The sequence below is a fragment of the Martinezella dioscoreae genome (assembly GCF_009176305.1).
GTDB lineage: Bacteria > Pseudomonadota > Alphaproteobacteria > Rhizobiales > Rhizobiaceae > Rhizobium > Rhizobium dioscoreae.
Map to the genome: position 1 here is coordinate 98,198 of NZ_BLAJ01000001.1, position 14,437 is coordinate 112,634.

The window sequence follows — 14,437 nt, forward strand, 5'->3', positions numbered from 1 at the left end:
CGATGTGCCCCAACGATCTCCCCCCTTGTGGGGGAGATGTCACGAAGTGACAGAGGGGGGTACAGCCATGCGGTAAAATGGAGAATGCCGTTCACGTCGCGAACCCCTTCTCACCCATGATTGATCATCACATGCCGCACGGCGGTATAATCTTCGATAGCGTAGACTGACATATCCTTGCCGTAGCCGGATTGCTTGAGCCCGCCATGCGGCATTTCGTTGACCAGCATGAAATGGGTGTTGATCCAGGTGCAGCCATATTGCAGGCGGGCAGCGGTCTGCATGCCGCGGCTAATGTCCTTCGTCCAGACCGAGGAAGCCAGGCCGTAGTCGCTGTCGTTGGCCCAGGTGACGGCGTCGTCGGCATTGGTGAAGCGGGTTACGGAGACCACAGGGCCGAAGACTTCGCGGCGGACGATCTCGTCATCCTGCGTGGCGCCGGCAACGACGGTCGGGGCGTAGAAGAAGCCGTGCTCGCCGGAAATCTTGCCGCCTGTGGTGATTTCCATGTGCTTGTGTTCGGCGGCGCGGGTGACGAAGCTTTCGACGCGGTCGCGCTGGCGCTTGGAGATCAGCGGGCCGATTTCGTTCTCCGTGTCGTCAGCGAGGTTGAACTTGATGCTTGACACGGCCGAGGTGAGGTCGGCGACGAAATTGTCGTAGACCTTGGCGTCGGCATAGATGCGGCAGGCGGCCGTGCAATCCTGGCCGGCATTGTAATAGCCGAAGGTGCGGATGCCGGCGACCACGGCGTCGATATCGGCATCGTCGAAGACGATTACTGGGGCCTTGCCGCCAAGTTCGAGATGGGTGCGCTTGACCGTCTTGGCCGCGGCCTGCAAGACCTTCTTGCCGGTGGCAACATCGCCAGTGATGGAGACCATGCTGATCTTCGGATGGTTGATCAGCGCATTGCCGACGCTCTCGCCGCGGCCGAGGATGACGTTGACGACTCCTTCCGGCAGCACATCCGCCAGCAGCTTCGCCATCTTCAGCGCCGTCAGCGGCGTCTGTTCGGAGGGTTTGAAGACGACGGTGTTGCCGCCGGCAATGGCGGGAGCCAGCTTCCAGGCCATCATCATCAGCGGATAGTTCCAGGGCGCGATGGAGCCGACGATGCCGATCGGATCGCGGCGGATCATCGAGGTGTGGCCGGGCAGGTATTCGCCGGCGACCGGGCCGTGCAGGTTGCGCACCGCGCCGGCAAAGAAGCGATAGCAGTCGACGATCGCCGGGATTTCGTCATTGAGCACGGCATTGATCGGCTTGCCGCAGTTCAGCGCTTCCAGCGCAGCAAAGCCTTCGGCATCGCGCTCGATGGCGTCGGCGATCTTGAGGAGATAGGCCGAACGCTGGCTTGGCGTCGTCTGCGACCAGCTCGTGAAGGCCTTTTCTGCAGCATCGACGGCGGCGTCGATCTGCCCGAGCGAGGCCTCCGGCAAGTTGAGCACCGTCTCGCCTGTCTTCGGGTTGAGGACGCGTTCTTCCGTCTCCGTGCCGGCTTCGAAGCGGGAGCCGATCAGCATCTGGGTATCCATTATTCTCTCCCTTTCATTTGCCGCCGCCGGCGATCTGGTCGCCGTCGCGGGTAAGATAGTAGGCTGCCAGGATCGGCAGGAAGGTGACAAGCACGACGACCATGGCGACGACGTTGGTCACCGGTCGCTGGCGCGGGCGGATGAGTTCCTCCAGCATCCAGATCGGCAGGGTCATCTGCTGGCCGCCGGTGAAGGTGGTGACAATGACTTCATCGAAGGACAGCGCGAAGGCGAGCATGCCGCCGGCCAGCAGCGCCGTGCCAATATTCGGCAGGACGACATGGCGGAAGGTCTGGAAGCCATCGGCGCCAAGATCCATTGAGGCCTCGATCAGCGAGCCGGAGGTGCGGCGGAAGCGGGCGACGGCGTTGTTATAAACAACGACAACGCAGAAGGTCGCATGGCCGAGAACGATCGTCCAGACCGAGAAGGGGATATCGAACAGGCTGAAGGCGGAGCGCAGCGCAATGCCGGTGATGATGCCGGGCAGTGCGATCGGCAGGATGACCAAGAGCGAGATCGCCTCGCGGCCGAAGAACTTCGTTTGGCTGACGGCCGCGGCGCAGAGCGTCCCGAGGATCAATGCAATTGCGGTTGCGATGGTCGCGACCTGCACCGAGAGCGCCAGCGCCGACCAGACATCCGGCCTGTTCCAGGCGATACCGAACCATTGCAACGTCAGCCCCGGCGGCGGCCATTGATAGCTCTTCTCCTCCGTCGTGAAGGCATAGACGAAGATCAGAAGGATCGGCAGATGCAGGAAGAGCAGACCGCCCGCGGCTGCGATCTTCAGGGGGAAGGAGGCGCGTTGGCCACGATCAGAGCGCATCGAAAGCTCCCTGCTTTTTGGCGATCCAGAGATAGATGGCCATGATGACGATCGGCACGACCGAGAAGGCGGCGGCCAACGGCACGTTGCCGGCGGTTCCCTGCTGCGTATAGACGGCCTGGCCGATGAAGAGGCGCGAGGAGCCAATGATCTGCGGGATGATGTAATCACCCAGGGTCAGCGAGAAGGTAAAGATGGAGCCGGCGACGACGCCGGGCAAAGCGAGCGGCAGCAGCACGGTGCGGAAGGTTTGGTTCGGCGTTGCGCCAAGATCGGATGAGGCTTCCAGCAGATTGGCCGGCACGCGCTCAAGTGCTGCCTGCGTCGGCAGGATCATATAGGGCAGCCAGATATAGACGAAGACGAGGAAGGTGCCGATATAGCTGACCGAGAGCGAGTTGCCGCCGATGACGGGCAAGGCAAGCACGCCGTCGAGCAGCCAGCCGAGATGCAGCCTATCGAAGATCCAGGTGAGAATGCCTTCCTTGGCAAGGATCAGCTTCCAGGCATAGACTTTCACCAGATAGCTCGACCAGAGCGGCAGCATGACGCCGAGATAGAACAGCGCCTTCCATTTTCCCTGCGCATAGCGCGCCGCATAATAGGCGATGGGGAAGGCGACGAAGGCCGAGGCGACGGTGACGAGGGCGGCCATGACGACCGTGCGGACGATAATGTCGAAGTTGGCTGTATTCAGCAGCTGCGCATAGGTCGAGAGGGTAAATTCGTAATTCACCATTCCCGAGAAGTCGTCGATCGAGAAGAAGCTCTGCAGTAGCAGCGCGATCAACGAGCCGATATAGATGATGCCAAGCCAGAGCAGCGGCGGCGTCAGCATCAGGAAGAGCAGCAGCTTCGGCCGGCGCCAGAAGATATCCGATAGACGGCCAAAGATGCCGCCGCGGCGCGGCAGGATCGAGGCCGGTGCCTGGCTCGACGAGGCGGGGAAGGCGGCGGCGTTCATGCGGCGTCGTCCATATAATGCACATCCGCCGGCAGCCAGGCGAGGCGGACGGAGGCCCCTGTATCCGGAGCCGGCTGGCCGGCGGGTACGGTCACATGCAGGCGGGCGCCATTCGTCTCGACCGAGAGGCGGGTAGCGGCACCGAGAAAGCTCGTCGCCTTCACGGTCGCCGCCACGCCGCTCTCCTCAGTCAACCGGATGGCCTCGGGGCGCAGGCTCGCCCAGCGCCGTTCGCCGCCGAGCGACGACATGGTTTCGGGAGCGATGACGTTGGAGGAGCCGACGAAATCGGCAACGAAACGGGTCTTCGGCCGTTGGTAGATATCGTGTGGCGTGCCTTGCTGGACGATGCGGCCGTCGTTGAAGACGGCGACGCGATCGGCCATGGACAGGGCCTCGACCTGATCGTGGGTGACGAAGACGAAGGTGATGCCGAGCGCCCGTTGCAGGCTCTTCAACTCCTCCTGCATCTGCTCGCGCAGCTTCAGATCGAGCGCGCCAAGCGGTTCGTCGAGCAGCAGTACCTTCGGTTTGTTGACGAGAGCGCGGGCGAGCGCCACACGCTGCCGCTGGCCGCCGGAGAGCTGGCCCGGACGGCGGGCGCCATAGCCCGGCAACTTTACCAGTTCCAGCGCCTGTTCGGCAGCCCGCAGCCGTTCGGCCTTGCCGACACCCTTGACCATCAGCCCGTAGGCGACGTTGTCGAGGATGTTGAGATGCGGAAAGAGCGCATAATCCTGAAACACCGTATTGACGTTGCGCCTATAGGGTGGAACGCCTTCGGCGGTTTCGCCGAAGATTTCGATATGGCCGCCTGTGGGCTGTTCGAAGCCGGCAATCAATCTGAGGCAGGTGGTCTTGCCGGAGCCGGAAGGGCCGAGCATGGCGAAGAATTCGCCGGGCGCAATCTCCAGATCGACGCGGTCCACAGCGCGGACCTTGCCGAAATGGCGCGACACCTGCTGGAAACGAACGGCGTTCATTGGCTTCTCCAGGGAAGGGTTGTTTTTTCCTTCTCCCCAACGGGGAGAAGGTGCCCGTTAGGGCGGATGAGGGGGGCGAGGAGCGCAGCGACGAGGGCATTGAGCGGCAAGCGAAAGGCAATCCTTCGTATGCCGGGCCACCCCCTCATCCGACCCTTCGGGCCACCTTCTCCCCGAAGGGAGAAGGTATGTTTCCCGTGAAGATCACCGCCCGCCGATCACGCCGATGTAGTCGGAGACCCAGCGGTGATAGGGCACGCATTCCCCCTGCGTGCTGCATTTCGCGACGGGCGTCTTCCAGAACTTGATCTTGTCGAAGTGATCATAGCCGTTGGTGGCGCAGCCGCTGTCGGTCAGGAGTTCGTTGCCCTTGCAAGCTGCCGGAACCGAGGGCACGGCGCCGAACCAGGCGGCGGCATCGCCCTGAACCTTGGCCTGCAGCGAATGTTCCAGCCACATATAGGCGCAGTTCGGATGCTCACTGTCGGCATGCAGCATGGTTGTGTCGGCCCAGCCCGTCGTTCCCTCATCCGGGAACGTGGAGGCGATCTTCTGCTTGTCGGCCTGCAGCAGGTTCACCTGAAACGGCCAGGAGCCGGAGGCGACGACACCTTCGTTCTTGAAGTCGTCGGTCTGGATCATCGCGTCGTGCCAGTAGCGGCTGACGAGCTTGCGCTGGCCGCGCAGCAGTTCGAGGGCCGCCTTGTACTGATCTTCGTTGAGCTCGTAGGGGTCCTTGATGCCGAGTTCAGGCTTGTGGGCCATGAGATAAAGGGCGGCATCGGCAATATAGATCGGCCCGTCATAGGCCTGCACGCGACCCTTGTTCGACTTACCATCAGGCAACGTCGTTTCTTCGAAAACGACATTCCAGCTCTTCGGCGCCTGGCCCTTGAAGGCATCGGTATTGTACATCAGCACATTCGGGCCCCAGAGATAGGGCACGCCATAGTGAATGCCGTTGACCGTGTGCCAAGGGGCATTCTTCAGGCGGTCGTCGAGGTTCTTCCAGCTCGGGATCAGATCAGTATTGATCGGCTGGACGCGCTTGCCGGCAACGAGGCGCAGCGACGCGTCACCGGATGCGGTCACGAGATCGAAGCCGCCTTCGTTCATCAGCGCCACCATTTCGTCCGATGTCGCCGCGGTCTTGACGCTGACCTTGCAGCCGGTTTCCTTTTCGAAGCCGGTGACCCAATCGTAATTCTTGTCGCTTTCGCCGCGCTCGATATAGCCAGCCCAGGCGACGATGCTGACCGCACCTTCACCCTTGCCGAGCGTCTTCAACGGCTCGGCGGCAATGACCTGTGTGGCGAAACTTAAGGATGCGAGTGCGGTCGTGCATGATTTCAGCAGATGCTTCATCGGACTCTCCCGGTTTTTGAGCCTTGATGGCGTGGAGCCAGTGGCTGGCTTCCTGTTCCCGGAAGAAAAGGTGACGCGATTTCGCCGCATTCGCAAATTCATTTATCAGAAAGGTGATATCGGAATTTCCGATTCATAACTGTGCGTGGCTGAGAGATCGAAAACCTCCGGCCGCAGCTTTCCGGCCCGCATGAGGTGCTGCAGCGTGTAGGAAATGGAAAGGGCATCATCGAGCGCGTCATGGCACTTAAGCGGCGGATGCTGCACGCCATAGTAGTGGGAAAGCTCGTTGCTTGGCGTCTTCGCCAGATCTTCGACCGGCATTCCCGCCGCAAGCAGCAGCTTGACGGCATTGTCGAAACGATGCGCGGGGATCAGGGGCTGGATACCGGCGACGTAACAGCTGATCGCCATCATATTCAGCTCGTCCTTGCCCCAGGACCAGAGACGGGCACCATCCGAGAAACGATCCAGACTGGCAATGGCGTCCTGCAGGGTCATTCCTTCCGTCTCGATGTTCTCTTCGGTCACACCCGTCAATGCGGTGAAGAACGGATCGAGCGCATATCGTTTGCCAAACCGATCGACCGGGCGAACATAGGCCTTGTAGCTGTCCAGGATCGCGAAATCGTCTTCGAGGCTGAGCTTGACGGCTCCGACTTGCGCGACGACCGGATCGGGATCATGCGCCGCACACCAGGACCGGCGTTGCGACCCTTCGAGGCAAAGAAACTCACAGTCGAATATGATTGCAGTCTTCATACCTGACCCTCCATTTGCGGCAATCTTCGATTGTATTCCCCTCAGTCGGGTCGCAAGAATACTGCGTGCTACCGCTGCCGGCCCGAGCGCATGCTTTCTGCGACACCGACGAAATCGCGGGCCGCTTGCGGCAGGCTGGAGCCCTTGCGCCAGACCATGCCGACCTGCACTACAGGCAGCGAACCGGAGACGTCGCGGCTTTCGATGCGATCGCCTTCCAGCGACCATGGACGATAGACGAGATCCGGCAGCAGTGCGACACCGGCGCCGGTGGCAACCAGGCTGCGCACGGCCTCGACGGAGCGCGTGCGGAAGGCGACATGCGGACGGGCGCCGAGCGCGGTCAAAAGCTTGCCGGTGTTTTCTTCGATTTCGTCGATGGTCAGCATGATCAGTGGCTCGCGGGTGATGTCCGCAACACTGATGATATCGGCCGAGACCAGGGGGTGGCCCATCGGCAGCCAGAGGCGGTAGGGCGAGGTTTCCAGAATCTCGGCCTGCAGGGCCATGCGGTCGCGAAGATTGGAGATCACCATGACGGCGACATCGAGTTCACCGCCAACCAGAAGATGTTCCAAATAGCCGCCATTGTCCTCGATGGCACTGACTTCGACCCCGGGGCAGGCGCGGCGATAGCGCGCCAGAAGATCTGACAGAACATAGCCGGCGACAAGCGATGTCACGCCGATATTCAGCGTGCCTCCGGCCTCGTTCTGCTTGCCGGAAAAGCTGGTACGCGCGTCGGAGACCGTCGCCAGGATCTTCGTTGCGTGGCGCAGGAACTGGTGGCCGTTGTGGGTGATCGACAGGCCACGCGGATGGCGCTCGAACAGCTCCACGCCGAGATCGCTTTCTAGTTCCTTGAGAGCTTCGGTGACTGAGGATTGCGAGATGGACAGGTTCTGCGCGGCACGCGTCACGGAGCCCTGTTCCGCAACGGCGACGAAGTATTGCAGCTGTCTCAAGGTGAAGGCCATGCCAAGGTTAGAGCATGTTCGCGGCACGGAAGGCAAGCGCCCGTCATAGGTGTGAAAGTTTGGACCTTTTTTGGTAACGATGTCGAGGACAGCACAAGTTTCACCTCAGTTTTAAGTATTCCGAAACGCCAATTCCCTAACGTGAGGGTTGATCATTTTTGTCGGCTTGGAGTGGTCTATGCTGGAGCAGTTGGCGTGAGCGCCTTACTGCACATTTTCCGGATACCCCGGAAGTTTGTCGTCATGATCGGCGGAGTGGCCTTTCTCATAGGCTGCTCCGGCGTATTGGCGCTTTATGTCGGCAAGGACAGGCTGCTCGGCCTTGCCTCCGCATCTCCTAACGGGCTTCAGTGCACCGACGTCAATCTTGTCACGATCCGCAAGGATAACCGTTTCTGGGTTCGCAAATATATCCGCACGGAGCCGACCGATGGGCTGACGCGTGTCAGGACTGCGCTCCGGGTTGCCAAGGCTGTCTATCAGGAACAGAAACCGGATCTCGTTCAGGTTGTGGTTCTTGACAGAAATGGGCCGACATTGCGGTCTGACTTGCGTGGCCGGGCGCTGGGGGCCGATGTCGTTTACGTGCCGCATCCAGACAAGCTTGTCGATGGCAGTTCCGAGGCACCGCTGACGGCACGCTATTATGATGGCGGTGCGAGCAATGCCGGCCTGTTTTATGGTGAGCAGATTACTATGCTGCCGCAGGATATCGATGCGGCGATCGCGGGGTTGAAGAATCTGACGGACTGCGACAACGCGCTGGCGGCAGACAATGGCGGCGACGCCAAGAAGGACAAGATGAAGGCGGCGATCGCCGCGGAGGAGAAAGCGGCCGCAAATCAAGCGGAGGGCCACGATGCCAAACCGCAGCTGCCGGAACCGAAATCGACCGGCAATGTGCAGCCGGGCTATGATGCGAATGGTGATTTCATCGGGGCCGATGCCGGGGCGAAGGAAAAAAGCCCGTCACCGGGATTGGACCCGACCATGACGGGCGCCGCCGACCGCCGCTCGCCCGTCACCAACTGATCAAAAGCGGATTTGCGCTATCGGGCGGAAAGGCTGATGCCTCATTCCGCCAGATGTTTCTCGCCGATAGCCTGGTAGAGCGCGAAGAGCGCCTCGTGGACTTCGCCGGCAAGACGGTAGAAGTCCGGATTCGCCAGAATGGCGGGGTGCTGCAGCAGCTGGTCGTCGGTCATGTCGAGCATGATCGACGCCGTGTGCATCGCTTCGTGGCAACCGAACGTTCCCGGTGCGTATTGTGAGAGATCGATGTCGCCGATCTCGGCAATATCGGCCAGCCGCTGATGCTCGCTGTCGGCATCTGCCGCCGATATCTCTTTACCCGTCATGATACGCACCTTTGATGTTCGAGGGACGGAACCGGCCTCAATCGGCCTTGTTGCGGCGGGCCGGGAAAAGGATGATGTCGCGGATCGACGGCGAGTTGGTCAAAAGCATGATGAGGCGGTCCACACCGATGCCGAGACCGCCTGCGGGCGGCATGCCCTGATCGATCGCGTCGAGGAATTCTTCGTCGAGCTCCTTCTGCTTTTCGCCGCGCGCATGCGCCTGCTCGAGCTGCTCGACCATGCGGGCGCGCTGTTCTTCCGGATCGTTGAGCTCCGAGAAAGCGTTGCCAAGTTCCCAGGCGTTGCAATAGGTCTCGAAACGTTCGACAAGGCGCGGTTCGCCCGGCACTTCCTTGGCGAAGGGCGAGATGTCCTTCGGGAAATGCGTGACGTGCGCCGGCTGGATCAGCGTACCCTCAACCTTCTCCTCGAAGATGAAGGCCAGGCATTCGCCCCAGGTGGCGTCCTTCTCGACGGCAAAGCCGGCGGCCTTGGAGGCGTCGCGAGCTTCCTCGTCGGTCTTGATCGCCAGGAAGTCGATGCCGGTTGCTTCCTTGACGGCATCGGGCATCGGCACGCGGCGGAACGGACCCTTGAAGGAAATCTGCTTGTCGCCGAAGGCGAATTCGGTGCTGCCGTGGATCGACATGGCGAGCGTGGAGAACAGCCGCTCGACGAGGTCCATGATGTCCTCGTAGTCGGCATAGGCCCAGTAGCACTCCATCATCGTGAATTCCGGATTGTGCCGGGTGGAGACGCCTTCGTTGCGGAAGTTGCGGTTGATCTCGAATACCTTGTCGGTGAGGCCCGAAACCAGCGTGCGTTTCAGGAAGAGTTCCGGCGCGATGCGCAGGTACATGTCGAGCTTCAGCGTGTTGTGATGCGTCTTGAACGGCTCGGCGGTAGCGCCGCCATAAACCGAATGCAGCATCGGCGTTTCGACTTCCATGAAGCCGTCATTCTCCATGAAGCGGCGGATGCCGGAAACGATGCGGCTGCGCTGCTGGAAGCGGAGCTTCGATTCCTCGTTGGTCATGATGTCGAGATGGCGCTTGCGGTAGCGCAGCTCGATATCGGAAAGGCCGTGCCACTTTTCCGGCATCGGCAGGAGCGACTTCGTCAGCATGGTGATTTGCTGGGCGTTGATGGTCAGCTCACCGCGCTTGGTGCGGCGCACGACGCCGGTGACGCCGATGATGTCGCCGATATCGATCATTGGCAGCAGTGAACGTGCTTCTTCCGAGGTCACGTCCTTGTGGCTGAAGATCTGGATCTTGCCGGACGCGTCGTGGATATCCATGAACATGCCGGAGTTGCGCGAGGAATAGACGCGGCCGGCAACGGTGACGACATCGCCGGTTTCCGTATCCGGCTCCAGGCCTTCGTATTTCGCAGCGAGTTCGGCATTGGTCATGGTCCGGTGGAAATGCGCCGGATAGACGTCGCCGATCTGTTCGCGCAGCAGCTTCAGCTTCTGGCGGCGAACTTCCGTTGCGTCGGAGGAGAGGGCGGATGCTTCGGTCTTGTCGTTCATGGTTTTAAAGTCCGGTTCAATTCTTCGGGCCGACGAGGGTCGCAACGGTCTGCGCGGCAAGTTTCAGCCGCTGGCGCACGACGGAGCGGCCGAGGATCGCCATGCTATCGAAAAGCGGCAGGGAGCGCGAGGAGCCCGATACGGCGACGAAAAGCGGGGCAACGATGACCTTCAGCTTCTTGCCCATGCGGTCGGCAATGGCGCGCAGCTCGGCTTCGATCGTCTCGACGTTCCATTCGAGGATCTTTTCAAGGTCCGGCTGTACCGTGTTGAGGATCTCAAGCAATTCTTCCGGCGTCGACTTGATCTTGGCGAAGGCCGAAGGATCGAGGTTGAGATCGGATTTGAACAGGAAGCCTGTGAGGTCGGGCAGCTCGCCGAGCTTGGTGATGCGCGACTGCGAGAGCTTCAGACCTTCCTTCAGGCGGTCGTTTTCCATTGCCCAGGTCAGGACGCGGTGCTGGAACTCTTCTTCCGAGAGCTTCTCGCGGATCCAGCGGCCGTTCAGCCAGTCGAGCTTCTGGATGTCGAAGATGGCCCCGGCCTTGGACAGGTTTTCCGGATCGAACTTTTCGGCAAGTTCGTCCATGGTCAAAAGCTCTTCACCTTCGGCGATCTGGATGAAGAACAGGCCGAGGAAGTTCATCAGCGCCTCGGGAATGTAGCCGAGAGCCGTATAATAGGAGATCGACGTCGGGTTCTTGCGCTTCGACAGTTTCGACTTGTCGGCATTGCGCATCAGCGACAGGTGCATGAACACCGGCGGCTCCCAGCCGAGATACTGATAGATCAGAATGTGCTTCGGCACCGAGGCGAGCCATTCCTCGCCGCGCGCGACATGGGTGATCTTCATCAGATGGTCGTCGACCACGTTGGCCATGTGATAGGTCGGCATGCCGTCGGCCTTGAGGAGAACCTGCATGTCGACGGCATCCCACGGGATTTCGACATCGCCGTAGACGCCATCATGGAACTTGCAGGAGCCTTCGGTCGGGATCTTCATGCGCACGACATGCGGCTCGCCGGCAGCGACGCGTGAGGTCACTTCTTCGGCCGAAAGGTTCAGACAATGGCCGTCATACTTCGGCGGCAGACCGGCGGCGCGCTGCGCCTCGCGCATCTTTTCCAGGCGCTCCGGCGTGCAGAAGCAGCGAAAGCCATGGCCGTTTGTGACGATCTGCTCGACATAGGGCTTGTAGAGGTCCTTGCGGTCGCTCTGGCGATAGGGGCCGTAGGGGCCGCCGATATCGGGACCTTCGGACCATTTCAGGCCGCACCATTTCAGAGCGTCGAGCACCTTGGTCTCGAATTCCGGGGTGGAGCGGGTCGCGTCGGTATCCTCGATGCGCAGGATGAACTCGCCGCCGTGTTTCTTGGCGAAGAGATAGTTGAACAGCGCGATATAGGCGGTACCGACATGCGGCTCGCCGGTGGGGGAGGGTGCGATGCGGACGCGAACGCCTGAAGTGGTCATTTTGTTTGCCCGTCATAAAAGGCCGGGCCGCGCTTGGGACAAGCGCCGTCCAGCCGAAAATGTCTATCTGGATCAGGAAACCGGCCGGAAAAGGGCATCTTGCCGCTTCTATCAGCGTTTTCCGTATGGCTGGCCTTAGGCCATATTCAAAGGATGACGTCAAGGGAAACTGCGCCGTAAGAGCAGGCAGAGGCACCGAGGACGCTGTGCTGCATCGAAAAGGGCCGGCCTTCCAATTTCGCCAAGCATCTTTACTCTTCGTAAGTGTTTCAGAAGAAAAGCCTTACGCTTGCCGAATTTGATTTGCAATTTTCGCGGCAGTGGCAAAGTAGGTTTTCAATCGTTCATTCCGGGGATACCATGAAGAAACTGATTTTGTGCTTGCTATTGGCTGTCTCGATGGTCGACGCAGCCGCGGCCCAATCGACCATCACACGGGACAGTTCCGCCCGACTGATCGAGTCTTACCGCGCCTATATCGGCAATGACGATCTTTACAATTCCAAAGGCGAACGCCTGACGCTGCCCTGGCAGATCATCCGCCAGGACCGCGCCAACTATCACGCCTATCGCCGCCGCGACCGTGGCGACCAGGGCGACAGTTTCTTCTCGCAGGCTTCCAATCGTCAGAATCTGGAAGCCATGCTGGCCAATGGCAATATCGCAAACGATGCCGGAAACCTCATCGTGCGCGGCAATGTCTGGATCAAGGTCGATATTTACGGACATGGCGATGTCGGCCAGTGGGTCGACATCCATGTTCAGGATTGACCGATGTGATGAAGCTGCACCTCGTTATTGGCGCGGCTTTCTCGGTCAATGGCCGCCGGATGCCTTCTTGCGGCGGTTGCGCGCCATCATGTTGAGCACTTCGACCAGGGCGGAGAAGGCCATGGCGGCGTAGATGTAGCCCTTGGGAACATGCACGCCCATGCCTTCGGCGATCAGCGTCGTGCCGATCATCAGCAGGAAGGCGAGCGCCAGCATGACGATGCTCGGGTTCTTCTCGATGAAGTTGGCGAGCGGATTTGCCGCGACCAGCATGACCGTGACTGCGGCGATAACGGCGACGAACATGATCGGCAGGTGCGGCGTCATGCCGACGGCGGTGATGATGCTGTCGATCGAGAAGACCAGGTCGAGCAGCAGGATCTGGCCGATCGCCGAGGCGAAGGTCGTGGTCGTCGATTTGGCGATGAAATCCTCGCCCTGTTCCTGAGGGTCGACGTTGTGATGGATCTCCTTCGTCGCTTTCCAGACGAGGAAGAGGCCGCCGCCGATGAGGATCACGTCCTTCCAGGAGAAGCCCTGGCCGAAGATTTCGAAGACGGGCTGGGTCAGCTGGACGATCCAGGCGACGGTTCCGAGCAGCGCGAGGCGCATGATAAGGGCGAGGCCGATGCCGATCTTGCGGGCTCTGTCACGATGCTCCGGCGGCAGCTTGTTGGTGAGGATCGATATGAAGATCAGGTTGTCGATGCCGAGGACCACCTCCATGACGACAAGCGTGACGAGCGCCACCCACGCTCCCGGGTCCTGTATCAGCCCCATGATATCCATTGAATGTCCCCCTTTGATCAGCATTCGCCGATGCTGACCCCCAGCACGGCCGCTCCAGAATGGCCGTAATGTAAGGAGCACAACCGTCCGTACAAGCGCCGCCACCAATTTCGTGGCGGCGGCCTTGTTTCAAGGGCTCTGTTCCCAGGCTTGGTTTTCAGGCGTCCAGGGGTATCCAGATTTCCGTCACGCCCATGCCGGTGCGCGGATCGAAGCGGTCGTCATAGCGTTCCATCATGTCGGGTGTGCCGGCATGCTGTTGACCCGATTGCGGCAGCCATTCGCCGAAGATCTGATGCACCGTGGCGGAAATGCCGGAGATATGGCCGCGATGCGTGAAGATCGCATAGCGCTGCTGCGGCAGCTTCACCGTCACGAAGCCTTCTGGCAAGCCGTCGGCGGCGGAAACTTCGGCTGCCGACATATAGCGGAAGCTTTCGCTGCCTTCTTCCGCCTGGGTGCAGACGCCATAGGCGACATTGCCGATCTGGCCGGGAATATGGCCGAAATGCTCGTTGAATTTCTGCCAGAGCGAGGGGATGGCCTCTGTCGCCTCATAGGCATAGGTTTCCGCAAGACCGGCAAGCAGCATCGCGGGATGGGTCTCGAAGCGCGGTGCATCGAGCTTGGGAAGGCGGGTGTCGTCCATTCTGATCGGCTCCTGTAGAGCGAGGTTGCGAACGTGTCCTTGTTTGCGTAGGCTTTCCGGCGTCATGCCGAATTGCTCGCGGAAGGCACGGGTGAAAGCCTCGTGCGAGCCGTAGCCGGCATCGAGGGCAACCTGGAGAATGGAAGAGGAGCCGTCGATCAGTGCGAGAGCCGCTTCGCTGAGGCGGCGGTTCCGGATATAGCTGCTGATCGAGTGACCGGTCGTCATGCCGAAGACGCGCGAGAGATGAAAGCGCGACAGCCCGGCCGTCTCGGCGATCTCGTCGAGCGAGATGTCGGATTTAAAATGGCTTTCGATAAACCATATCGCTCTGCCGATCGCGCTCATTTTCAACTCCCCTGGTTGCCGGGCCAGTCATAGGCCTGTGGCGGCGGCAATGCTTGATCGCCATTGCGGAGTTGAATGACTACACCGTTGCGGCCA

At 60.6% G+C, this 14,437-nt stretch carries 14 protein-coding genes; 2 read left to right on the forward strand and 12 right to left on the reverse strand.

Annotation, left to right across the window (positions count from 1 at the left end; all coding sequences use genetic code 11):
* Positions 1–110 precede the first annotated feature (110 nt).
* The 7 genes from GDN47_RS00505 to GDN47_RS00535 form a co-directional block, all read right to left on the reverse strand.
* Positions 111–1,538, reverse strand: coding sequence for a gamma-aminobutyraldehyde dehydrogenase (locus GDN47_RS00505; protein ID WP_113330573.1), 1,428 nt, complete (start codon positions 1,536–1,538; stop codon positions 111–113).
* A 13-nt stretch (positions 1,539–1,551) separates the two neighbouring features.
* Positions 1,552–2,367 carry an ABC transporter permease gene (locus tag GDN47_RS00510; RefSeq protein ID WP_113230843.1) on the reverse strand — a complete coding sequence of 272 codons (816 nt, stop codon included), beginning with the start codon at positions 2,365–2,367 and terminating at the stop codon, positions 1,552–1,554.
* Positions 2,357–3,331, reverse strand: a complete 975-nt coding sequence (locus GDN47_RS00515) for an ABC transporter permease (RefSeq protein WP_113354852.1) — start codon at positions 3,329–3,331, stop codon at positions 2,357–2,359. Before GDN47_RS00515 ends, GDN47_RS00510 begins: the two co-directional genes overlap by 11 nt.
* On the reverse strand, positions 3,328–4,314 hold the full coding sequence (locus GDN47_RS00520) for an ABC transporter ATP-binding protein (RefSeq protein ID WP_145631839.1): 987 nt from the start codon (positions 4,312–4,314) through the stop codon (positions 3,328–3,330). The genes GDN47_RS00515 and GDN47_RS00520 overlap by 4 nt, the downstream gene beginning before the upstream one ends.
* Before the next feature lie 204 nt (positions 4,315–4,518).
* On the reverse strand, positions 4,519–5,679 hold the full coding sequence (locus tag GDN47_RS00525; RefSeq protein WP_113354856.1) for an ABC transporter substrate-binding protein: 1,161 nt from the start codon (positions 5,677–5,679) through the stop codon (positions 4,519–4,521).
* 105 nt (positions 5,680–5,784) lie between these two features.
* Positions 5,785–6,441, reverse strand: a complete 657-nt coding sequence (locus GDN47_RS00530; RefSeq protein ID WP_145631840.1) for a 3'-5' exonuclease — start codon at positions 6,439–6,441, stop codon at positions 5,785–5,787.
* Between the two features lie 68 nt (positions 6,442–6,509).
* Positions 6,510–7,418 carry a LysR family transcriptional regulator gene (locus GDN47_RS00535; protein WP_113230838.1) on the reverse strand — a complete coding sequence of 303 codons (909 nt, stop codon included), beginning with the start codon at positions 7,416–7,418 and terminating at the stop codon, positions 6,510–6,512.
* 195 nt (positions 7,419–7,613) lie between these two features.
* On the opposite strand from GDN47_RS00535, the gene GDN47_RS00540 reads away from it, so the two are divergent.
* Positions 7,614–8,450 carry a hypothetical protein gene (locus GDN47_RS00540; protein ID WP_113354864.1) on the forward strand — a complete coding sequence of 279 codons (837 nt, stop codon included), beginning with the start codon at positions 7,614–7,616 and terminating at the stop codon, positions 8,448–8,450.
* Positions 8,451–8,491: 41 nt separating this feature from the next.
* Here the strand turns inward: GDN47_RS00540 and GDN47_RS00545 are convergent, their stop codons facing one another.
* From GDN47_RS00545 to gltX, 3 genes are read right to left on the reverse strand one after another with little or no spacing between them, the layout of a single operon-like run.
* A complete protein-coding gene (locus GDN47_RS00545) occupies positions 8,492–8,776 on the reverse strand; it encodes a hypothetical protein (RefSeq protein ID WP_113354866.1) in 285 nt (94 codons plus the stop codon).
* 37 nt (positions 8,777–8,813) lie between these two features.
* Positions 8,814–10,310: a lysine--tRNA ligase gene (lysS, locus tag GDN47_RS00550; RefSeq protein ID WP_113354868.1), complete on the reverse strand. Its 1,497-nt coding sequence runs from the start codon at positions 10,308–10,310 to the stop codon at positions 8,814–8,816.
* A 16-nt stretch (positions 10,311–10,326) separates the two neighbouring features.
* The gene (gene gltX / locus GDN47_RS00555; protein ID WP_069615998.1) at positions 10,327–11,784 is read right to left on the reverse strand and encodes a glutamate--tRNA ligase; all 1,458 of its coding nucleotides are present in this window, start codon (positions 11,782–11,784) and stop codon (positions 10,327–10,329) included.
* A 360-nt stretch (positions 11,785–12,144) separates the two neighbouring features.
* Here gltX and GDN47_RS00560 point away from each other — a divergent pair, with 360 nt between their 5' ends.
* Positions 12,145–12,555, forward strand: coding sequence for a hypothetical protein (locus GDN47_RS00560; protein ID WP_113395321.1), 411 nt, complete (start codon positions 12,145–12,147; stop codon positions 12,553–12,555).
* A 45-nt stretch (positions 12,556–12,600) separates the two neighbouring features.
* Here the strand turns inward: GDN47_RS00560 and GDN47_RS00565 are convergent, their stop codons facing one another.
* Together GDN47_RS00565 and GDN47_RS00570 are read right to left on the reverse strand one after the other, a co-directional pair.
* A complete protein-coding gene (locus tag GDN47_RS00565; protein ID WP_113354872.1) occupies positions 12,601–13,344 on the reverse strand; it encodes a TerC family protein in 744 nt (247 codons plus the stop codon).
* A gap of 157 nt (positions 13,345–13,501) precedes the next feature.
* On the reverse strand, positions 13,502–14,341 hold the full coding sequence (locus GDN47_RS00570) for a GyrI-like domain-containing protein (RefSeq protein WP_145631842.1): 840 nt from the start codon (positions 14,339–14,341) through the stop codon (positions 13,502–13,504).
* Positions 14,342–14,437 lie beyond the last annotated feature (96 nt).